The sequence below is a fragment of the Arthrobacter sp. P1_A5 genome (assembly GCF_056406825.1).
This window is the reverse complement of sequence record NZ_JBFTZL010000002.1, coordinates 72,088-92,793: the sequence shown is the minus strand read 5'-3', so window position 1 is coordinate 92,793 and position 20,706 is coordinate 72,088. Positions and strand designations below refer to the sequence as shown.

The window sequence follows — 20,706 nt, the reverse complement described above, 5'->3', positions numbered from 1 at the left end:
CGGGCGCTTCCGCCTCATGACTGCTTACTGCACTACTTGTAGAGGCCGGCACCGCCGACGTTGAGGTTCGTGGGCAGGTACCCGAACGGGCCCAGACCGTTCTGGCCGAAAGTGCGGTCAACGGCCGAAACTCCGTTGCGGAAGTTGATCTTCACGGTGGGCGAGAGGGAACCGCCGCGTACACCGTTCACGTTGTCGATAAAGGACTGCACCAGCCCGCCCGGCTGAACGTAGTGCGAGTAGGCCTGGAACTGGCGGCCGTTCTGGCGGGGGTCCGGTCCTTCGGGGGCATTGGCCGGCATGTTCAGGTCCGTGGGGGATGCCAGCGTCAGGCCGCTGTTGTTCATGGGCTGGTAGTCGGAACGGACGCCGTCGCCAACAAAGCCGTACACGCCGTCGGGGCCGCGCATTCCATCCGCATAGGTGAACTGGTGGCTGATGGTGAACAGGTAGTACTTGTTCTTGCCGCCCTCGTTCTGGATGAAGATCTGCGGACGCTCGGTCTGGTCGTTGACGCAGTTGGCGGACAGGACCGGCGGCAGGAAGTGCCACTTGGTCAGGTCTTTGTTGTCCGCCACGGCCAGGCCCACGTTGGCGGTCTGGAACCATGCACCGGTGGTGGCGTTGACGGTGTTCGCGGATTCGGCGCGGGGGTCCCCGGGCTGGTAGCCCAGGTCCTGGTCCGTGCACTTGTAATCGCCCCGCTGGCCACCGGTGTTGCCTTCGAAGACCATGAAGGTCTTGCCCGGGTGCGCCGGGTCTGCGAACGTGTAGGGGTCCCGGAAGGCGAACCCTGGGTTCTGGGCCTTGTTCTGGTACATGACGCCGTCCGGCTCAAGGAGTTTGGTGTGCTCGAAGCCGTCGAAGCTCACGCCGTTCTTGTCAGCGTGGATGTTGCCCAGCGCCTTGGCAATCACGGCATCCGGGGCGATTCCGCCGCCGCCGGCGTTGCGCTCGGCAACGTCGTAGAACGTCGTTGCGGTGTAGAAGACGTTGACGTGGTTCCCCTGCATGAGGCGGGTCGAACCGGACCATTCGGTGTTGCCGACGGAGGTGTTGTCCAGGAACAGGTGTCCGCCGTAGTTCCACTTGTCCTTGGCCGGATCGGCGTTGGTCTTGCGGAAGAAATAGCCGATCCGGGCGTTCCAGTGCCGCTGGTCGAAGCCGTAGCCGGCGTGGCGGTCGGCAACGAGTGAGAAGATCACGTCCCAGCCCTTGTAGCTGATCTGGTTTGCGTTCTCATCGGTCAGGGACCAAGTGTCCCAAACCCAGACGTCGTCGTTCATGGCCGGGAAGTCCTGGGGGATTTCCGGCATGGTGACGTTCGGGCTCATGGAGTTCTGGCCCGGGGTTACGCTTGTGCTGCTTTGGGCCATAATCTGCTTGGCATCGGCACGCGTCCACTTGGAGGTGAAGGCCGCGGCCGGATCGAACGCCTGCTGGGTGTGCTTCGTGGGCAGGGGGAAGCCGGGGGTCGGAGCCGGCATCTGGCCGCCGCTCGGCGGATCCGAGGGCGTGTTTGCCTGGGCTGACGGAACGGCAAGGAAGACGGAGGCCGCCACGGCCGCCGCCAGTGCCGCGGCGACAGAACGCCACCGCAGCTTCCGGTGTGTATTGGGGTGCTCGTGCATTTTTGCTCTTCTCGCGGAGTTGAGGCCATTCGTGGAAGACGGGCATATGCCCTCATTCCCCGAAACTCCGGCAGCCCCGATGACACCGCAGGCGTCATCGAGGACGCCATCGTGTCGAGGGGACGGGACCTCGGTAGGGCCCCATCGGTGGCCCGGGAGGGTGCTGACCTCCTGGACGTTCATCACCGTAGACAGTGCTGGCGAGGATTCAAAACCACATTTCAGACACCAAAACGGCTCACACCCCGGTCGATGTAAGCGCTTGCACAATCTCTCCGCGCGCGTGCCACGACTCAAATTTTGAGTCAAATGTGTCAAATAAATATGTTTTATTTTGCAAGTTGCCGGCCGTTGCCCGTTTGTTGCTCCGTAGTCGTCCGCCATTCAGTCCACCACGCCGGATTGGCCATCGCGAACCAGAGCCCTCGGCCTAAGCCGAGGGCTCTGGCTGGAAGTCACGTCCAGCCGGTCAGTGTTCTACTGCCACCCGTTTCCGGCTCCGGGAGGGCGCCGCTGCGATCAGCAGGGCTGCAACCGCCACAGCTGCGCTCAGGATCAGGCCGGGGCGATACAGTTCCAGCATGGCCGCCGCATCCAGGCCAGCGCCGCCGTCGGACGCGTTGCCGTGACCGCTGACCATGGCGGTGGTGACGGCGAGAACCAGGGCGGCCCCCACCTGGGTGCTGGTCTGGATCAGGCCGGCTGCCAGGCCCTGTTCAGAATTCCGGATGCCCGCGGTGGCCTGGACGTTGATTGACGGGAACGCCAGGGCGAAGCCGACGCCCAGCAGCAGAACTGAGGGCAGAATGTCCGTCACGTAGTTCGGCGAGGTGCCCACGCGCAGGAACAGGAGATAGCCGAGCGCCAGCGAGGCCAAACCGGTCCGGATCAGCCACGGGGCGCCAAACTTGTCGATGAGCCGGTCCGCGAAAGGTGCGCTCGAGGCCACCAGCAGGCCCGTGGGAAGAAGCGCCAGGGCCATGCCGAGGGGGCTCCATCCCAGCACGGACTGCAGGTACAGCGTGAGGATGAACTGGAAACTCAAATATGAGCCGAACAATCCCACGGCGCTGAGGTTCGCCCGCGCCACCCAACCTTCCCTGAGGATGCTGAACCTGATCAAGGGGTGCCTGACCCGGTTCTCGATCAGGGCGAAGGCCGCCAGCACCGCTGCGGAGGCCACGAATCCGGCGATAGTTGCCACAGATCCCCAACCGTTCCCGGGTGCCGCAACGAGCGTGTAAACGAGCCCCAGCATGCCGGCGGCGAGTGTGACGGCGCCCCAGAGGTCATGCCCGCTGTCCTGATTACTGCCTTCGGCCCTGCCGGCGGCGTTGTCCCGGGGGATGTATTTCAGGCCAAGAATCACGACGGCGACCGCCACCGGCACCGAGACCAGGAACGTCCAGCGCCAGCTCATCGCGGTCATCAGGCCTCCGACGACCAGGCCGAGTGAGAAACCGCTCGCACCGAAAGTGGTGAAGATAGACACAGCCCGGTTGCGTTCGCGACCTTCCGCGAAGTTGGTGGTGATGATCGAGAAACCGGCAGGAGCGGTGAATGCGGCGGCAAGGCCCTTGAGGAAGCGGGTGCCGATCAGCAGGGCTGGGTCATCCACCAGGCCGCCGAGCAAGGAAGCTGCGGCAAAGACGCTGAGCGCGATCAGGAAGATGCGCCGCCGGCCGAGCAGATCGGCCATCCGGCCGCCGAGCAGAAGAAGACTTCCGTAACCGAGCACGTAGGCAGAGACGATCCACTGGAGGGACTCGGTTCCAAGGTGAAGTTCGGTTCCGATTGAAGGCAGTGCCACACCGACCATGGATACGTCCAGCGCATCGAGCGCCAAAACGGTGCACAGGACCAGGAGAAGCATCCACTGCGCACGGCTCCAGCGGACGGGAGCAAGCCGTTCTCCGGCAGGTCTTTCAAGAGTGGAAGTTGAGGTCATGGCACCAATTTATATGACGCGTCATTGAATGACAAGGAATATTATGACGTGGACTTTTATTTCGTCATGAACTAGAATTTCGGCATGGCAAGACCGCAGGACCGCCAGCTGGTAGAGCAATGGCGCAGCATCCAGACCACGTACTTTCGCACCGCGGGGGCGATCGACCGCGCCCTGGAGTCGCGGTTCAACATCGGCCTGACTGAGTTTGAAATCCTGGATCTCGTGGCCGAAAGCGCAGACTCAGCATGCCGGATGAAACAGCTGGGTGAGCGCACCCCCATGACCCAGAGCGCCATGTCCAAGGTGGTGGATCGGCTCGACAAGGCCGGGCTCATTTCCCGCCACTCCTGCGAAGATGACCGGCGTTCACTCTTTCTGGAACTCACCGACGCCGGCCGCGCACTCCACCGCGAAGCCGCCATCGAGCACCGCGCCCTGCTCAAGGAAAACCTGGCCTGAGCCGCATCGCCAGGATTTGCCGCGACGCGCCACCGCTTTTTACCTCTCCGTGATGCCCTGTCATAGACCGCCCGCATGGGTGGATCAACGCTGAGGCGGTGGCTGGAGGTGGGAGGATCGGGGTATGGAAAACACCCCCGAGGTCCTCCGTTATACGGCTTTTTCCACGACGCCAGACGGCGGTAATCCTGCCGGTCTGGTCCTGGATGCCCGCCATCTCGACGATGCCGGGATGCTGGCGGTGGCGGCCGCCGTCGGGTACGCCGAAACTGCCTTCGTGACGGAGCCGGGTCTCGGCGGGGACCCGCGCCGGAGCCGGGTTCGATACTTCTCGCCGATCGCCGAGGTGCCATTCTGTGGCCATGCGACCATTGCGCTGGCCGTTGCGCTGAGCGCACGCGACGGGGCAGGATCCTTCACCTTCGACACCCCCGTCGGCCCCGTCCTCATCGAAACAGCGGGCGACGGCGACGACATCACCGCATCGTTCACGGGTGTTGAGCCACAGCTGGCCGTCTTCGACGACGACATCCTGGCTGACCTTCTGGGCTTGCTCGGCGTCGGGCTGACCGATCTCGATCCCGCTTATCCGCCGCGGATCGCGTATTCAGGGAACTGGCATCCGGTGCTGGTCTTCGCCGACAGCACCCTTTTCGACTCCTTTGCCTTCGATCCGGAGACGGTGCGCCAGCTCATGGACGCACAGGGCTGGGCCGCAACGGTAGCCGTCCTGCACCGGATTGCAGACGGCGAATTCGAAGCCCGGAACCTGTTCCCGGTGGGAGCAATCACGGAGGACCCCGCAACAGGGGCCGCCGCGGCGGCGGTCGGCGCATACCTGCGCATCCTGGGCCTGGTCGAGCCCCCGTCGAGAGTCTTGATCCACCAGGGACGGCACGTCGGCCGCCCGAGCCTACTCACAGTGGACATTCCCGCGGCCGGCGGAATAGTGGTCAGCGGCAGGGCCGTCCGGATCCCCGCCGGTGCGGGCCACATCTGACTTGGTTAGCTGTTGCCGGTGTAGACGAGGCTGTCCGGGTCGACTTCGTTCGCCGGGGCATCCGCGAGTCCCTGAGGGGACAGATCCATGTCCATCAGCGCGGGTCGTTGATTGTGGGCCGCGGAGGCTCCGGTGGTGGCAGTGCTGTGGTTGGAAACGGTGTGCCCCTAATACTTTGTTGGATACAGGCCCCGGAGGGTGCTGCCTGTCACGGGCGGGGTATTTCCATCTGGAACCCGCACCGGCACCGGAGAACGCGCGTCCGGAGATAGTCGCCCAGAACATCCGGGCTCCCGGCGTGTGTGGAAACCGCCCGGTGGGCACTTCGCCGCTCGGGGTCCACTGCGGACATCGGCTCCTGGCAGTGGCGGTAGGCGTCCTCCCGGTGCATGGCGCCGCCGCTGTTCCCGTTCCGCGCCGGGATGATTGCGAGAAACGCCGCAGTCGTTGCTACCACGTGCGAGCTGCCGCAGTTGGTGCAGCTGATGGCGGCCGCGAGGGTTTCCTGCTGCGGATTCAAGGTGGCGACAGAGTCCAGGAGCAGGTGCCGGTCGGTCTCACATGTCGCACACCAAGGCCGGCGCCCTCGGGGCTGGTGGGCATCCCGGGGCAAGTACGTGCTGGACGTGATTGTCATCCGGGTCAGACCAGGCCGGGGTAGCTGGCCAGGATGTAGTCCGCCGCGGCTGGTCCTTTCATGCGGAGGCCGTTGCGCTTGGGATGGATCTGCTTTTCTTTCATTGCCGCCCAGAAGGCATCTTCGGTGCGGGGCGCGGTCTGGCGCAGGAAGCACCAGCTGGTGTAGAGCCCGTAAAGGCAGTCCCGGCCCAGGGCGTGGTCGGATGCAGGGTCCCGGGTGGTGGCTTCCTGCAGGAATTGGTCGTATTGGGAAGTTGCCATGAGTGGCTCGTTTCTTCGCGGTGCATTTTGTGCCGCCGTGTGGCTACAGCAGCTGAGCGTCAAGGCCATGCACGGGGCGATGAAGCAAGATCCCGCACTGCTGCGTCACCGCAGATCCGGGGATAAAGCGTTACTGGGCTGGCGGTCCACATCCTGCGGAAACCAGCCAATGCAACTTCTCTACAATGTAGACTGTAGGCGTAGACTACACATTAAGCAACCGGCTTTTCATCCCGGAAATGCACCCACTCTGTATCGACCCGAACGGAAAACCATGTCGCCCGAAGAGCACCCGGCGCCCCCTGCGGCTCCCGGCAAGAAAGCTCGCCTCAGCCGGGAGATTGTCCTGTCGACGGCACTGGCACTGGTGGACGCCGAAGGACTCGACGCCCTCACCATGCGCAGGCTCGGGCAGGAGCTCGGCCGGGACCCCATGAGCCTGTACCGCTACGCCGCCAACCGCGCAGCCCTGCTGGACGGCGTCTCAGAACTCGTGCTGGATGAACTGGCCATCATTCCCGATGATCCCGACTGGCAGTCGCAGCTCCGGCGCATTGCCCACGAGCTGCGGCTCCTGGCGCTCCGGCACCCCAACGTCGTGCCCCTCCTCGTGACCCGCCCCCTGTCCACGCCCCTGGGCCTGCGGCCGCTGGGAACATTGCGTCCGCTGGAGCAGATCCTGTCCCTGCTGATCGACGCCGGATTCGCCCCCGTTGACGCATTGCACGTCTACCGCGCCTACTACGGATACCTCTACGGGCACATCCTCAACGAACTGCAGGAATTCGTCGTCGACCCCGAGGAAAACGAGGCCCTTCTCCGGCTGGGCCTGCACCGCCTGCCGCCGAAAGACTTCCCCCGACTCCGCGCCCTCGCCCCGGTCCTCGCCGACTACGACGGGATGGCCGAACTGGATGAGGGGATAACCATCCTGCTCTCGGGGCTCGCGGCGCGCCTCCCGCTGCCGGACTCCCCGACCGAACCCTGATCCGGAATTTCCCCTGGAAAGGCACCGGCCATCTCAGCCCGGGCTGGACAGCCGGTCCTTGGCCTGATGCCTTCCGGGCCCCACGGGCAGAAGCTCTGTGGCCTGCGCGAGACCTTCGGTAGGCATAGAGACATACATGCTCTCGGCCCTGCTTACCTGGAAGGTCTCATGCCAGATGCCGACAGCTTTTGGGGCCTTCCTTGCCTGGCGGTTGAAGGCAGCCCAGGCGGGTCTGTGCTCGGACTGGGGCGCGCTGGCGTAGGCATACAGCTTGTCCACCGAGTCCCAGTACTGCACAATGACCGGCCCGCCGGCTCCGAGGGCAAACCGGCAACCAAGGAGCCCGGAACCCGGCTCCCGGAAGAGTTCGGTCAGCATCCGGGGCATCGCAAGGAACACCGGCAGCCAGAGATCCGGACGCCAGGGCCTGTTGATGCGCATGCCGATGAGGAAGACCACCAAATCACCGGAATGGCGGTGAGCGAAACGCCCAGCATTGATGCGTGCCATACTTTTCTCCTAACTGGATACCGCTACTCCCCAATATTGGCGAGTGCGACTATCCAAGTCAAGGAGAAACTTTGCGCATCTCACAGCTGGCCGCTGCTACTGAGATTCCGGTGGCCACCATCAAGTACTACCTTCGGGAGAAATTGCTTCATGAGGGCGTGCTGACGTCCGCGACGCAGGCCCGCTACGACGACTCGCATGTTCGGCGGCTGAAGCTCATCCGGGCACTCATTGGGACCGCCGGGCTCAGCATCAGCGCCACCCGCCAGGTACTGCTTGGCCTGGAGAACCCGCCGGAGTCAGGCCACGACCTGCTCGGAATTGCGCACCACGCGGTCACTCGGACCGCACCGGACGACGTCGATCTCTCCCCGGCACAGCGGCTCCTGGACCGCTGGGGATGGGGCGCAGAGACATGCGACCGCGATGCTCAGGCCGCCCTGGTGGACGCCCTGCACGGGCTCTCAGATGCCGGGTTCGATGCGCCGGCCGCACTCTTGGACCGCTACGCCGCGGCAATGCGGGACATCGCGGCGGCCGACGTCGAAAGTGTCCCCACGGATTCGGCCGAGGCCGCCATGAGGCACGTGGTTCTTGGGACACTCCTGATGGAACCGGTACTCCTGGCCATGCGCCGGCTTGCCCAGCAAAGCGCATCCTTCCAGCGGTTTGGCGAGGCGGAGTCCTAGACGACCGGGGAGCGCCGCTCGATCAGCACCGTATCCCGCCATTGCCCCTCGCTGGGGCCGTAGCTCATGCGGGCAATGCGGTTCCGCCGGCCGACGACGGCAAATCCGTTCGCGAGGTGGAGCTTCAGGCTTGCTTCGTTTTCGGGGAAGACACTGGCCTGGATCGTCCAGATCCCGCACCGTTCGGTCGATGCGGCCAAGGCCTGAAGCAGCGCGGCCCCGACTCCCTTGCCGCGGGCTTCCGCGGCGACGTAGACGGAGTGTTCGACCACGCCGGCATAAACGGGCCGCGCCGACACCGCGGAGACAGCCGCCCAGCCAAGGATCCCGCCCTCGGGAGCCTCGGCGACGAGGCGGTGCGCGGGAAGCCGGGAACTGGTGAAGCGTTCCCAGTCCGGCACTTCCGCCTCAAAGGTGGCGTGGCCGGTGGCGATTCCTTCACGGTAGATTCCCCGGACGGCCGGCCAGTCGTCCTCGCGCATGGAGCGGATCGTCACCGCGGACTGTTGCGCGGTCACAGCGTCGCCAGGAGCCCGGCCGTCTGCTCGAGCGCCCCGGGCACCAGGGAGTAGTAGGCCCACGTGCCGCGCTTTTCACGGTGCAGCAGCCCGGCCTCGACCAGGACCTTCAGGTGGTGGGAGACCGTGGGCTGGCCCAGGTCCAGCGGCTCGGTGAGGTCGCAGACGCATGCCTCCCCTGACTCGCCGGCCTTGACGATGGAGAGCAGCCGGAGCCGGTTCGGGTCGGCCAGCGCCTTGAAAACCAGGGCCCTCTGCTGGGCTTCCTCGGGACCCAGGGCAGGGGGCCCTGCCGGGGTGCAGCAGGATTCATCCGTGGCCGGCTCGAGTACAGGCAACAATTTCATGTACCCATTATGCCCTGATATTGATAGACATCAATGTATGGGCGCAAGAGCTCGGGTCGGGCGACCTGGCGCAGATCTGTTTTGGGTGGGGGCGGCATTGTTCGGCCGCCGGCCAAGGCTAGGAGCGGGCGGTTTCGGCACTGTGCGCCAGGACGACGCCGTCCGCGGTGCGGGCCGCGGAGGGGAACAGGATGAGGAGAAGGCCAATTCCTATTGCTGCGCCGATCAGCTGCGCCAGAACGTAGCCGGGAACTGAGGCCGGTGCGATGCCGGCGAAGGTGTCGCTGAAGATGCGGCCCACCGTCACTGCCGGATTCGCGAACGAGGTCGAGGACGTGAACCAGTACGCGGCTCCGATGTAGGCGCCCACCGCCGGCGCGGCAAGGACGCCGCGGGAGGTGGCAGCCAAGGCGAAGATCAGCAGGACCAGCCCCGCAGTGGCGACAACTTCACCCAGGAGATGCCCCGGCGTTGCGCGCTCCTTGGACGAGATGGAGGTGCCCACCTCAAACATGGCGTTCGCGACCATACTGCCGCTGACCGCACCCACGGTCTGGGCAACCACATAGGTGCCCAGCTCCGGCAGGGTCAAGCCGGTACCGGCGCGTCGGCCCAGGATCCAGTCGGCGAGGGAGACCACGGGGTTGAAATGCGCGCCGCTCACAGGCCCGAGCATCAGGATCAGCACCGTCAGGCCCAGCACTGTGGCGGTGCTGTTCTGCAGCAGCTGCAGGCCAACGTCACTGGGTGAGAGCTGCTGCGCGGCGATCCCGGAGCCGACGACGATGGCCACGAGCAGGCTGGTACCGAGCAGTTCGGCGATGGCGCGGCGCCACAGCGGCGGCTGGTTGGAAGTCATGGCAACAGCTTGATCCAAAGAACTACGTCAGTCAAAATTGAACCAATGAATATTGAGGCAGCAGAAGGCTTTCGGGTGCGGGTAGCCAAGCACGCAGCCCTCGGCGATCCTGCGCGGCTGCGCATCGTTGATCTGCTGACCCTCGGGGACTTCTCCCCGACGGAGCTGCAGGCCGAGCTGGGGATGCCGTCGAATCTGCTGTCCCACCATCTGCGCACGCTGGAAGATGCCGGGCTGGCAACCCGGCACCGCTCCGAAGCCGACAGGCGCCGCAGCTATATCCGGCTTGCTGCCGGCGCCCTGGAGGGCCTGGTGCCGGGGGCCGAACACGGGGCGAGCCGCGTCCTGTTTGTCTGCACACGGAACAGCGCCAGGTCCCAGCTGGCCGCCGCTCTCTGGCAGCAGGTCAGTGAAATTCCCTCGACGTCGGCGGGAACGCACCCCGCAGACCGCATCGCCCAAGGCGCTATCGACGTCGCCCGCCGTCATGGCCTGGACCTTGCGGACCTTCCCCCGCGCACCCTGATCCAGGTGGCAGACCAGGGCGACTTCATCGTGACCGTCTGCGACAAGGCCCACGAGGAACTGCCCGGACTGGGTGGAATCCACTGGTCCGTGCCGGACCCGCTGCGCCCGGGCACCAAAGAAGCTTTCGACATGGCGTTCAACGACATCACCCGCCGCATCAATGACCTTGCACCCCGCGTAACCGCCGTCTAGGTCCGTCGCAGAAATCCACCGACAGCCAATATTGACATTCATCAATCTATAGCCCGATACTCTCTATATCGATCATCATCAATGTTCGGTTGAGAGGTTCAAGCCGGGCGCAAGACTCCAGACTGTATCGCCCACTCACCTCATTGATTCCAGGAGAAACCCCGTGAGCACCGAAACCGCAAAGAAGCCGTCCGTCCTGTTCGTTTGCGTCCACAACGCCGGCCGTTCCCAGATGGCCGCAGCCTTCCTGACCACCCTCGGTGAGGGGCGGATCGAGGTCCGTTCCGCCGGCTCCCAGCCCGCCGACAAGGTCAACCCGGCCGCGGTCGAGGCCATGGCCGAACTCGGCATCGACATGTCCGCCGAAATCCCCAAGATCCTCACCACCGAGGCCGTGCAGGAATCCGACGTCGTGATCACGATGGGCTGCGGCGACGAATGCCCCTACTTCCCCGGCAAGCGCTACGAAGACTGGGTCCTGGAGGATCCGGCAGGCCAGGGTGTGGAAGCCGTACGCCCGATCCGCGACGAGATCAAGGGCCGCATCGAGGACCTGATCGAGTCCCTGACCCCTGCCGCCAAGTAAGGGGCAGCACCACACGTCTGACAGAGGACGGAGAGGGGGTGAGCTGAATGAACACCGGATGCTGCAGCGACGGATGCTGCGACGACGAGGATCAGGACTGCTGCTAACCCAACCCCGGCGCCTGCCGGCCCAACCCCGGCCGGCAGGGCCAACCGAAAACAACCGCAACACCACAACGGATGAAAGAGGACACCAATGGATTCAGCGAAGAACCTTCCCGTTGCCGTGATCGGCGCCGGCCCCGTGGGCCTGGCCGCCGCGGCCCACCTGATCGAACGCGGACTCGAACCGCTGATCTTCGAAGCCGGCCCCTCCGCCGGCGCCGCGATCGAGCAGTGGCGCCACATCCGGCTGTTCTCCCCGTGGCGGTTCAACATCGATGCCGCCGCCGTTCGCCTGCTCGGAGCCGCCGGCTGGGAGGCGCCCCGGCCCACCGCGCTGCCCTGCGGCGGGGAACTCATCGATCGGTACCTGGCCCCGCTGGCCGCGCTCCCGGCCATCAGCTCCCGGCTGCAGACCGGCGCCAGAGCCATCGCCGTCACCCGCACAGGCATGGACAAGACCCACACCCGTAACCGCGAGATCACACCGTTCGTCGTCCGCGTCGAGCACCAGGACGGGGAAACCCGCGACCACACCGTGGCCGGGGTCATTGACGCCTCCGGTACCTGGTCCACCCGCAACCCGCTGGGGACCTCCGGGCTTCCCGCCATCGGCGAGGACTCCGCCGCAGACCGGATCTCCTCGCCGCTCCCTGACGTCACGGGCCGTGACCGTGGCGCTTTCGCCGGACGCCGTGTCCTGGTCGTCGGCGCCGGCCACTCCGCCGCCAACACCCTGATCAGTCTCGCGGACCTGGCCAAGGACGAACCGGGCACCCGGATCCTCTGGGCGGTCCGCGGCGCGTCCGCCGAGAAAGTCTACGGCGGCGGCGACGCCGACGGGCTGCCCGCACGCGGCCAGCTCGGTGCCCGCCTGCGCCGCCTCGTCGAGGCCGGGACCATCGAACTGCATACCGGCTTCGGCATTGCTTCCCTCAAAGCCTTGGATTCCGGCGTGACTGTGGAATCCGTTGACGGACGCACCCTCGAGGCCGACGTCGTCGTCCCCTGCACGGGCTTCCGCCCGGACCTGGACATCCTGCGTGAGCTCCGCCTGAACCTTGACCCGGCCGTCGAAGCACCCGTGGAGCTCGGCCCGCTCATCGACCCGGAGTTCCACTCCTGCGGCACTGTTGCACCGCACGGCGCCAAGCTCCTGGCCCACCCGGACAAGGACTTCTACATCGTCGGCATGAAGTCCTACGGCCGTGCGCCAACCTTCCTGCTCGCCACCGGCTACGAACAGGTCCGCTCCGTCGCCGCCGCCCTGGCCGGCGACCGCGAGGCCGCGGACACCGTCCAGCTCGAACTCCCCGAAACCGGTGTCTGCTCCTCCGACGCTGGCAGCAGCTGCGACGTTCCGGCGGCCGTCGCCGTCGCATCAGAGTCCTCGTGCTGCGCCGCTCCCGAGCCGGTGCTCGTCGGCTTCCCCACCGGACTGTCCCACGGACGCTCCGGCGAAGATCAACCGGCAGTATCACTGCTCCACGAACCCAGCCCAGAGAAGGAAGAATCAAACGCATGACCGAGACCACGAAAACGCCCAGCGTCCTGTTCGTCTGCAGCAAGAATGGCGGAAAGTCCCAGCTCGCCGCAGGTTTGATGAACCATCTCGCCGATGGGAGCGTCACGGTGCACTCCGCCGGGACCAAGCCCGGTCAGTCGCTGAACCCCCAGGCCGTGGAGTCTCTGAATGAACTCGGCATCGGCATCACCGGCGAATACCCCAAGCCCGTCACCGACGAGGCCCTGGACACGGCCGACGTCGTCATCGTCTTGGGCAACCAGGCTAAGGTCGAGCCCCGCGAGGGCCAGCGGCTCGAGTTCTGGGATACGGACGAGCCCTCCGAACGCGGCATCGAAGGCATGGAACGCATGCGCCTGGTCCGGGACGACATCAAGGCCCGGGTCCGGAAACTGCATGCGGAGCTGACCGGGGACTAGGCCATGCCCGCCCCGGCGTTGTCCCGGACAGTGGTCGCGGAGGGTGCACCGCGCGGCGGCCTGGCCGCGCTGTGTATCACCCAGACGACCGGGTGGGGCGTGCTCTACTACTCGTTGATCGCGGCGGTCCGGCCCATCAGCGAGGACACCGGCTGGGACCCGGCGCTAGTGACGGGAGCCTTTTCCGCCGGCCTGCTGGTCTCCGCTGCGGCCGGGATCGCCGTCGGCAGGAGGCTGGACAGGACCGGGCCGCGTGCGCTGATGATCGGCGGATCCCTGCTCGGAGTGCTGGCCCTGGTCGCGGTGGGACTGGCCCCTAATCTGCCGGCGTTCTTTGCGGCCTGGCTCGTCGCCGGGACCGCGCAGGCCACGGTGCTGTACCAGCCGGCCTTCACGGTGATTAGCCGCTGGTACGGACGCGCCCGGGTACGGCCCCTGACCGTCCTGACCCTTGTCGCCGGGTTCGCATCCACCATTTTCGCCCCGCTCACCGCAGCCCTGATATCCGCGTTCGGCTGGCGCGGCGCCTTCCTCATCCTCGCCGGGATCATGGGAATCATCTCTGTGCCGCTGCACGCCCGGTACCTGAACCGGAACTGGGCCCCGGCTGCCCCCGGAATCCCGGCCCCGGACCACCAGGTGATGGTGCGGGCCGTGCGGCGAAGCCCGGAATTCCTGGGTCTGCAGGCGCTGATGGTCCTGCTCTGCCTCGGGCTCTACACCGTGACGCTGAACATCATTCCGCTGCTCGTAGAGAAAGGCGCCGACTATGCCACGGCCGCGCTCGGGCTCGGTCTTGTGGGCGCCGGTCAGGTCGGCGGCCGGCTGCTGTTCGCAGCCATCCCGTCCGGCGCCCGGCTGCAGGTCATCGCCGGCACGGCGGCCTGCGCCGTCTTCCTGCTCGCGGCACTGCCCGGCCCGATGCCGGCGCTGATCGCGGCGGGTATGCTCGCCGGCGCGGTCCGCGGGTGCCAGACACTGCTGCAGGCCACCATCATGGCTGACCGCTGGGGAACCCAGAATCTTGGCACTTTGCAGGGACTGTTCGCGGCACCGCTCACAGCTGTCACGGCCGTCGCCCCGGCGGCGGGACCCGTGCTGGCCGCCTGGCTCGGGACATACACGGTCATGGCGTACGCCATGACCGCTGCAGCCGCCACGGCCGCCATTCTCGCCGCTGCCGGAGGCGTGCGGCAGCTCAGGCCCTCCAGAACCAGCTAAGAGACCCGCTGCCCCTGAGGCTGATAGACACGGGACATAATAAGGGCACGACTGAAGGCGTGAGACGGCGAAGGGCACATTGTGGAGCCGACGATGGACGAAATCCTGGCCGGGTACAGCCGCGCCCGCCGCCACCTCGACGCCCTGCTGCAGGACGCGGCGCCCAATGACCTCGGCCGCAAAAGTACGGGCACCCGCTGGACCAACGAGGAACTGCTCTTCCACATGGTCTTCGGCTACATGGTGGTCCGCGCCCTGCTTCCGCTGGTCCACGTCGTCAGCCGGCTCCCCCGCCCGGCGGGCCGGGCATTCGCTGCTGTCCTCAACGCGGGCACCGGTCCTTTTGATGTGGTGAACTACTGGGGTTCCCGGGCCGCCGCCCGCGTCTACAACAGGCGCAGGATGAGCCGGAAACTGGATAGAACCATCGCCGCGCTCTCCCGCCGGCTCGAACACGAGAACCCGCAGTCCCTTGCCAGGTCAATGCCGTTTCCTGACAGGTGGGACCCCTTCTTCACGCCGCTGATGACACTCAACGATGTCTACGCCTACCCCACGCTTCATTTCGACTTCCACGCCAAGCAGCTGAGCCTTCGGAATCCGGACGCACCGGAATCGTCCTGATGGCCACTAACGGTATCCCGTTGAGTCGGCCGTCTTGAGTGGAGCGTGGTTATATGTAAGTATCTGCGTATGAATGCAGATAACAAGGCTTGCACGCTCACCGCGGACAGCCAGTACGTCGAGCTGGCCGTGGAGGTGTTTGCCATGCTGGCTGACGCCACCCGGGTCAGGCTCATCCTGGCCCTGCGCCACGGTGAACTGCCCGTCAACGTACTGGCCGAAAAGGCCGGGAAATCGGCGGCCGCGGTCTCCCAGCATTTGGCCAAGATGCGGCTGGCGCGCATGGTCGCCACCCGCCAGGAAGGCACTAAGGTCTACTACCGCCTGCAGGACGGGCACGCCTGGCAGCTCGTGGCCGACGCCATCCACCAGGCCGAACACACCCTCGGCACGGCCCCGCATCACAGCACAGCCCCGCACAGCCTCACAAGGGAGGCCGGCGCATGAACCGGCCAATGCATCCCGGCCACGATGTCCACCCGCACCCGCACGGACATGCTAACGACGACGCCCATCACCACGACCACGGCCCGCACGGCCATGTCCATGCGACCGGGTTCAAGGGCTGGCTGCAGGAGCTCTTCGTGCCCCACTCCCATGACTCGGCCGACTCAATCGACTCCGTCCTGGAGACAAGTTCCCAAGGCATTCGCGCCGTCAAGGTCTCCCTGCTCGGACTGGGGGCCACGTCGCTGTTCCAGCTGGTCATCGTCCTCATCAGCGGCTCCGTGGCACTGCTGGCGGACACGGTCCACAATTTTTCCGATGCCCTGACCGCCGTTCCGCTGTGGATCGCCTTTCTGCTCGGACGCCGCCGCGCGACCCGGACGTACACCTACGGATTCGGCCGCGCCGAGGACCTCGCAGGGCTGTTCATCGTGGCGATGATCGCGCTCTCCGCCGTGGTGGCCGCCGTCGAATCCATCCGGCGTTTCTTTGAACCCCAACCCGTCCAGAACCTGGGCTGGGTGCTCGCCGCCGGGCTCGTGGGCTTTGCCGGCAACGAACTAGTCGCGATCTACAGGATCCGYGTGGGACGGCGGATCGGGTCCGCCGCGCTCGTCGCCGATGGTATTCATGCCCGCACCGACGGCTTCACCTCGCTGGCCGTCGTCGCCGGAGTCATCGGCATATGGCTCGGATTTCCGCTTGCAGATCCGATCGTGGGCCTGCTCATCTCCGCAGCCATCGCCGTGCTCCTCTGGGGAACCATTCGCGACATCGGGCGCAGGCTGATGGACGGCGTGGACCCGAACCTTACGGAACGCCTGGCGGCGGTTGTCACTGCCCACGCCCCCGCGGGCGCAACATCCCGGCTGCGCTGGTCCGGCCACCGGCTTCACGTCGAGGTCTCCATCCCCCTGACCACGATCACCGACGTGGGCGAACTTGCCACAATCCACGACGAAATCGACCACGCCACCCGCCACGCACTCCCGAACGTGGGCTCCGTGACAACAGTCCCCACGTTCGGCCCGGCCGCGACGGCCGGACCACCGCCTCCCCCGAGCCGCGGATAACGGCGCCCTCGGAGGCCCTGATCCGCACCGGCCTCCACCGCCTCGAGCCTCGCGTCCGGTCCTGCACCCCCGCCGCTCCGAATCACCTTCAAAGACCACGAACAGAAGGTGACCATGGGTGTTCAGCAGGAAACCGCAAGTACGGGGGCTGCCACGCTGCGGCGGCGCACCCTTGCCACGGAGCTGGGCCCCTGCACGGTGCATGTCCAGGAAGGCACCGGGGGCCCGCACGCCGTATCCGGGACGGCGGATGTCTACCTCCACGGCGCCGCGGGCTCCTGGACGTCCTTCCGGGAGCTTCTTCACCCGGCAGCGGCACATGACCGGGTGCTGATAGACCTGCCGGGCTGGGGCTAGTCCACTCAGGACGCCCGGATGGCGAATTTGAGCATCGAAGCGATGGCACGCGCCGTCACCGGTACTTTGACCTCGCTCGGCTACCGGCGGTGGAACCTGGTGGGCCACTCCATGGGAGGCTTCCTGGCATTGCACATCGCCGCGGCGTGGCCCGGGCGGACCGCCAGCGTGACCGCGATTTCGGCGACCACCTTCGGCGTGTCCGAAGCGGCCGACAAGCCACTGCGCAGCCTGTTCCGGTTCCCGATGTTTCTGGGCATGCTGCTGGCCATGCGCGCCGCGGCAGCCCTCGGCCCGGCAGGGCCCGCGCTGGTCCGTGCAATCGGGTCCACCGCCGTGATGCGGCCGCTGTTGTTCCCGTTTTTTGCAGAACCCGCATCCATCTCCGCGGGGGTGCTTCGAGGGCTTGGCGAGGACGCCCGGCCGGCCTGTTTCTCCGCGGCAGCCCGGGCCGCGGCGCACTACAATTTTGGCCTGTGGCGGGGCATTCTGTGTCCGGTGCTGGCGATCCGCGGGGACAGCGATGTGTTCACACCACCCTCTGACCTGCTCCGACTGGCCGAGATAATCCCACGCGTCCAGACGGTGACACTCCCGCATTGCGGCCACTTCGCGAACATCGAGCGGCCGGAGCATGTGCAACGGCTGCTCGATGACCTGCTGTATCCGTGACCTGTACGGCAGCGGCTGGCAGCGTCCGCGAGTCAGCGGATGCCGGGGTAAATCGACTCTTGACCGCCGATACTCACCGATATATCGTTAATTATCGCCGAACAATCGGCGACCATCATTGATCACAACTGATTGAGAAAGGTCGATGCCGCTATGAAAGGCATGCATGACGACAAATTCACGGACGGCGGACCCGCCCAGGCACGTTTCGGGCGCGGCAGGAGCCGCCGCGGACCCCACGGACACGGTGGTTTCGGCCCGGGCCGCGGGTTTGGACCGGGCTTCGGACCGGGCTTCGGACCGGGTTTTGGCCCCGGCGGGTCGCGGCGGGCCAGCAGGGGCGATGTTCGTTCGGCGATTCTCTCCCTCTTGGCCGAATCACCGTCCAACGGCTACGGGCTGATCAAGACCATTGCGGAAAAAACCTCGGGCGCCTGGCGTCCGAGCCCGGGGTCCGTCTACCCGACGCTCCAGCAGCTCGTTGATGAAGAGCTCATTGCGCCCGTAGGTGATGGCCGGCGCACCGAGTTCACCCTCACCGATGCGGGCAAGGCCTACGTGGCCGATCACGCCGAGGAGCTGGGGAACGCCTGGAACACCGACCCGGAGGGATCCGGGCCGGCGTTCCACCAAAGCGTCGGAAAACTCATGGGAGTCATCCACCAATTCCGCTTCTCGGCAACCGAGGAACAACGCAATGCCGCAATGACGGTAATCGATGACACCCGCCGCGCGCTCTACCGCATTCTTGCCGACTAACACCGCCGCTCTGCCGGCGCACTGCCACCGCTGCCAATGGTCCCTGCCCGAATACTCCGGCTGGCGGCATTTGTATTCTGGAACGTGACCGCCTGACCTGGATTGTTGTCCCGGAGCCGGGAATGGCCCGGACCGCACCAAATGGCCCCCGCTTTCCACGGTTCCGTCCCTACAATTAAGTGTGGCCTCCATGGCATTCACGTCGCGGGGGCGACATAACTAAGGAGGTTCATCATGGGCCTGGGTGACAAGATCCACAATGCCGCCGAGAAACTCCACGGCAAAGGCAAAGAGGCGGCCGGCAAAGCCACCGGCGACGACAAGATGAAGGCCGAGGGCAAAAGCCATCAGGTCAAGGCAGACCTGAAGCAGGCCGGCGAAAAGGTCAAGGACGCCTTCAAGAAACACTGAAAACAGGCCGCCGGCGGGCGGAGGTGCGGTCCGGATCGCACCTCCGCCCCGGCATTTGCCCACACGCCCCGGGGACTTCCCTAACGACGCAGGTCGAATGCCTCAAGGAGCCGGCCGACCGAACCGCCGAGGTTCCATTCTGTGGCGAGACGCTCAAGCTCGGCCCGCGAACCGCCGGAGACAGGGTGCAGCCGCGCGCCGGCCTCCTCGAGCGTCGGCAGTTCCAGGTCCCTCACGATCTTCACGACGGTGGGCGCGACCGTGAGGTAATCCGCCGCCGCGGCGAGTTTCGACCGCACTGCGGTGGACAGCCCGCTCCCTGCATCCGCGGCAGCCGCGAGCAGCGCATCGAGCGTGCCGTACTCACCGAGCAGCGACGCGGCAGTCTTCTCGCCGATGCCGGCGACGCCTGGCAGCCCGTCGGAGGTGTCGCCGCGCAGGGTCGCGTAGTCGGCATACTGCATGGGCAGCACACGGTACTTGCCGACGACGTCGGCGTCGGTCAGGACTTCGAGGTTCCTCATGCCGCGCGCGGTGTAGACCACCCGCACCTGACGGGCGTCGTCGACAATCTGGAAGAGGTCGCGGTCGCCCGTCACCACGTCGACCGGAAGGTCGGCGTGGCTGGCGTAGGTGCCGATGACGTCGTCGGCCTCGTGGTCGGCAGCCCCGACGACGGCGATTCCGGCGAGCTCGAGCACGCGGCGGATCATCGGAATCTGCGCCTCGAGCGCGTCCGGCACCACCTCCACATCGGGGGCGCCTGCCACCTCCTCGGCGACCCGATGCGATTTGTAGCTCGGGATGAGGTCTACCCGCCACTGCGGGCGCCAATCGTCGTCCCAGCACGCGACGAGATGCGTCGCACCGTAGTCGGTGGTGAGCCGTGCGATCATGTCGAGCAGCCCGCGAACAGCGTTCACCGGGGTGCCGTCGGCGCGGCGGATCGTGTCGGGCACGCCGTAGAACGCGCGAAAGTACAGCGACGCGGTGTCGAGGAGCATCAGGCGGTCGGTCATGACTGATCCTGACACGGATGCGCCCGCTGGCGGTGGAACGTCACGGTCCAACTTCGGAGGGGCACAAAGTGACGCAGTCGACGCCACCGTCCAGGCCGTTGGAGACCGGACGGGTCTTCCGCTCCCCCGGTCCTGGGCAAAGGTCGACGGGGGTAGATTTGGGCGGATGGACGAAGAAGAAGTTCTGACCGGAGGTAATTCGACTCTCGTCACGCGGGTCGGCCGAACGGTGCGCCGGACCGCGGGGCCGTGGACGCCGGCCGTCCATTCGCTCCTCGAAGCCCTTCGGCATGCTGGCGTCACTGAGGTCCCCCAGGCACTGGGCATGGACGACCATGGCCGCGAGGTCCTCAGCTTCATCGACGGCGATGCAGCACAATACCCGTTGCCCGACTGGATTTGGGATCCTTCCGTTCTGCGCGACGCCGGAGCCCTGCTCCGCCGCATTCACGACGCCAGCGTCGGACTGGCCCGGGCGGATCTCTCGTGGCAACTGCCCACTCACCAACCCGCAGAAGTCGTGTGCCACAACGACGCCGCGCCGTACAACATGGTGTTTGCCGATGGGCGGCTAACCGCGCTCATCGACTTCGACACGGCCTCGCCGGGACCACGAATCTGGGACTTTGCCTACCTCGCGTACCGGCTCGTGCCGCTGGGGGAAAACGGCGGCCCCGGGGCTCCCGAAGAGCAGCAGCGGCTGTCCCGCCTGGATGCCCTCATTGACGCGTACGGTGTCAGCTTCGGACACGTGCAAGTGTTCCAAACCCTCGCGGCCAGGCTGGACGAACTGGCAGAGCTGACGGACGGCCGCGCTGCGGCCACCGGACGGGAGGATTTCCTCGAGCACTCCGCCATGTACCGCAGGGATCGCGGCAGAGTTTCCGCAATGGCCGGCAGCCTGTCCGGCCATTAACCCG

At 66.1% G+C, this 20,706-nt stretch carries 25 protein-coding genes; 17 read left to right on the top strand and 8 right to left on the bottom strand.

The window, feature by feature from the left end:
• Positions 1-32: 32 nt before the first annotated feature.
• Both AC1D1S_RS01340 and AC1D1S_RS01335 read right to left on the bottom strand, forming a co-directional pair.
• Complete coding sequence (locus AC1D1S_RS01340; protein WP_476993552.1) at positions 33-1,631, bottom strand: glycoside hydrolase family 68 protein; 1,599 nt, start codon at positions 1,629-1,631, stop codon at positions 33-35.
• A 469-nt stretch (positions 1,632-2,100) separates the two neighbouring features.
• Positions 2,101-3,579 carry an MFS transporter gene (locus AC1D1S_RS01335; protein ID WP_459383548.1) on the bottom strand — a complete coding sequence of 493 codons (1,479 nt, stop codon included), beginning with the start codon at positions 3,577-3,579 and terminating at the stop codon, positions 2,101-2,103.
• A gap of 84 nt (positions 3,580-3,663) precedes the next feature.
• Here AC1D1S_RS01335 and AC1D1S_RS01330 point away from each other — a divergent pair, with 84 nt between their 5' ends.
• Together AC1D1S_RS01330 and AC1D1S_RS01325 are read left to right on the top strand one after the other, a co-directional pair.
• On the top strand, positions 3,664-4,041 hold the full coding sequence (locus AC1D1S_RS01330; RefSeq protein WP_459383547.1) for a MarR family winged helix-turn-helix transcriptional regulator: 378 nt from the start codon (positions 3,664-3,666) through the stop codon (positions 4,039-4,041).
• Between the two features lie 124 nt (positions 4,042-4,165).
• Entirely contained in the window at positions 4,166-5,041 is an 876-nt protein-coding gene (locus AC1D1S_RS01325) for a PhzF family phenazine biosynthesis protein (protein ID WP_459383546.1), read from the top strand.
• Between the two features lie 642 nt (positions 5,042-5,683).
• Here AC1D1S_RS01325 and AC1D1S_RS01320 read toward each other — a convergent pair.
• Complete coding sequence (locus tag AC1D1S_RS01320) at positions 5,684-5,941, bottom strand: hypothetical protein (RefSeq protein WP_243178235.1); 258 nt, start codon at positions 5,939-5,941, stop codon at positions 5,684-5,686.
• A gap of 274 nt (positions 5,942-6,215) precedes the next feature.
• Here AC1D1S_RS01320 and AC1D1S_RS01315 point away from each other — a divergent pair, with 274 nt between their 5' ends.
• Positions 6,216-6,929 carry a TetR/AcrR family transcriptional regulator C-terminal domain-containing protein gene (locus AC1D1S_RS01315; protein ID WP_476993551.1) on the top strand — a complete coding sequence of 238 codons (714 nt, stop codon included), beginning with the start codon at positions 6,216-6,218 and terminating at the stop codon, positions 6,927-6,929.
• 33 nt (positions 6,930-6,962) lie between these two features.
• On the opposite strand, the gene AC1D1S_RS01310 is transcribed toward AC1D1S_RS01315, so the two are convergent.
• Positions 6,963-7,439 carry a DUF4188 domain-containing protein gene (locus AC1D1S_RS01310; protein WP_243178233.1) on the bottom strand — a complete coding sequence of 159 codons (477 nt, stop codon included), beginning with the start codon at positions 7,437-7,439 and terminating at the stop codon, positions 6,963-6,965.
• 71 nt (positions 7,440-7,510) lie between these two features.
• Between AC1D1S_RS01310 and AC1D1S_RS01305 the strand changes: the two genes are divergently transcribed.
• A complete protein-coding gene (locus tag AC1D1S_RS01305; protein ID WP_476993550.1) occupies positions 7,511-8,128 on the top strand; it encodes a MerR family transcriptional regulator in 618 nt (205 codons plus the stop codon).
• Here the strand turns inward: AC1D1S_RS01305 and AC1D1S_RS01300 are convergent.
• The 3 genes from AC1D1S_RS01300 to AC1D1S_RS01290 all read right to left on the bottom strand — a co-directional run bounded on the left by AC1D1S_RS01300 (position 8,125) and on the right by AC1D1S_RS01290 (position 9,852).
• Positions 8,125-8,610 carry a GNAT family N-acetyltransferase gene (locus AC1D1S_RS01300; protein WP_043436934.1) on the bottom strand — a complete coding sequence of 162 codons (486 nt, stop codon included), beginning with the start codon at positions 8,608-8,610 and terminating at the stop codon, positions 8,125-8,127. The two genes, AC1D1S_RS01305 and AC1D1S_RS01300, sit on opposite strands and share 4 nt — an antisense overlap.
• Before the next feature lie 32 nt (positions 8,611-8,642).
• A complete protein-coding gene (locus tag AC1D1S_RS01295; protein ID WP_243178231.1) occupies positions 8,643-8,993 on the bottom strand; it encodes an ArsR/SmtB family transcription factor in 351 nt (116 codons plus the stop codon).
• A gap of 118 nt (positions 8,994-9,111) precedes the next feature.
• The gene (locus tag AC1D1S_RS01290; RefSeq protein ID WP_243178230.1) at positions 9,112-9,852 is read right to left on the bottom strand and encodes an aquaporin; all 741 of its coding nucleotides are present in this window, start codon (positions 9,850-9,852) and stop codon (positions 9,112-9,114) included.
• Between the two features lie 45 nt (positions 9,853-9,897).
• Here AC1D1S_RS01290 and AC1D1S_RS01285 point away from each other — a divergent pair, with 45 nt between their 5' ends.
• From AC1D1S_RS01285 to AC1D1S_RS01230, 12 genes are all read left to right on the top strand, one after another.
• Positions 9,898-10,572 (top strand): arsenate reductase/protein-tyrosine-phosphatase family protein, encoded by a 675-nt coding sequence (locus tag AC1D1S_RS01285; protein ID WP_476993549.1) that lies wholly within the window; start codon positions 9,898-9,900, stop codon positions 10,570-10,572.
• A gap of 163 nt (positions 10,573-10,735) precedes the next feature.
• Complete coding sequence (locus AC1D1S_RS01280; protein ID WP_028278157.1) at positions 10,736-11,158, top strand: arsenate reductase ArsC; 423 nt, start codon at positions 10,736-10,738, stop codon at positions 11,156-11,158.
• A 195-nt stretch (positions 11,159-11,353) separates the two neighbouring features.
• Complete coding sequence (locus tag AC1D1S_RS01275; protein ID WP_476993548.1) at positions 11,354-12,784, top strand: FAD-dependent oxidoreductase; 1,431 nt, start codon at positions 11,354-11,356, stop codon at positions 12,782-12,784.
• On the top strand, positions 12,781-13,203 hold the full coding sequence (locus tag AC1D1S_RS01270) for an arsenate-mycothiol transferase ArsC (RefSeq protein ID WP_243178226.1): 423 nt from the start codon (positions 12,781-12,783) through the stop codon (positions 13,201-13,203). Before AC1D1S_RS01275 ends, AC1D1S_RS01270 begins: the two co-directional genes overlap by 4 nt.
• A 3-nt stretch (positions 13,204-13,206) precedes the next feature.
• Complete coding sequence (locus tag AC1D1S_RS01265) at positions 13,207-14,424, top strand: MFS transporter (protein ID WP_476993547.1); 1,218 nt, start codon at positions 13,207-13,209, stop codon at positions 14,422-14,424.
• Positions 14,425-14,505: 81 nt separating this feature from the next.
• Positions 14,506-15,048: a DinB family protein gene (locus AC1D1S_RS01260; protein WP_476993546.1), complete on the top strand. Its 543-nt coding sequence runs from the start codon at positions 14,506-14,508 to the stop codon at positions 15,046-15,048.
• 69 nt (positions 15,049-15,117) lie between these two features.
• Positions 15,118-15,495, top strand: a complete 378-nt coding sequence (locus AC1D1S_RS01255) for an ArsR/SmtB family transcription factor (protein ID WP_243178223.1) — start codon at positions 15,118-15,120, stop codon at positions 15,493-15,495.
• Positions 15,492-16,568 (top strand): cation diffusion facilitator family transporter, encoded by a 1,077-nt coding sequence (locus AC1D1S_RS01250; RefSeq protein ID WP_476993545.1) that lies wholly within the window; start codon positions 15,492-15,494, stop codon positions 16,566-16,568. The genes AC1D1S_RS01255 and AC1D1S_RS01250 overlap by 4 nt, the downstream gene beginning before the upstream one ends.
• Positions 16,569-16,682: 114 nt before the next feature.
• Entirely contained in the window at positions 16,683-16,925 is a 243-nt protein-coding gene (locus AC1D1S_RS01245; protein WP_476993544.1) for a hypothetical protein, read from the top strand.
• Between the two features lie 18 nt (positions 16,926-16,943).
• Positions 16,944-17,597: an alpha/beta fold hydrolase gene (locus AC1D1S_RS01240; protein ID WP_476993543.1), complete on the top strand. Its 654-nt coding sequence runs from the start codon at positions 16,944-16,946 to the stop codon at positions 17,595-17,597.
• Positions 17,598-17,750: 153 nt separating this feature from the next.
• On the top strand, positions 17,751-18,356 hold the full coding sequence (locus AC1D1S_RS01235; protein WP_243178220.1) for a PadR family transcriptional regulator: 606 nt from the start codon (positions 17,751-17,753) through the stop codon (positions 18,354-18,356).
• A gap of 234 nt (positions 18,357-18,590) precedes the next feature.
• Positions 18,591-18,767: a CsbD family protein gene (locus AC1D1S_RS01230; RefSeq protein ID WP_243178219.1), complete on the top strand. Its 177-nt coding sequence runs from the start codon at positions 18,591-18,593 to the stop codon at positions 18,765-18,767.
• 80 nt (positions 18,768-18,847) lie between these two features.
• On the opposite strand, the gene AC1D1S_RS01225 is transcribed toward AC1D1S_RS01230, so the two are convergent.
• Positions 18,848-19,786, bottom strand: a complete 939-nt coding sequence (locus AC1D1S_RS01225) for a 5'-3' exonuclease (RefSeq protein ID WP_243178218.1) — start codon at positions 19,784-19,786, stop codon at positions 18,848-18,850.
• A 166-nt stretch (positions 19,787-19,952) separates the two neighbouring features.
• Here AC1D1S_RS01225 and AC1D1S_RS01220 point away from each other — a divergent pair, with 166 nt between their 5' ends.
• On the top strand, positions 19,953-20,702 hold the full coding sequence (locus AC1D1S_RS01220) for a phosphotransferase enzyme family protein (protein ID WP_243178217.1): 750 nt from the start codon (positions 19,953-19,955) through the stop codon (positions 20,700-20,702).
• Positions 20,703-20,706 lie beyond the last annotated feature (4 nt).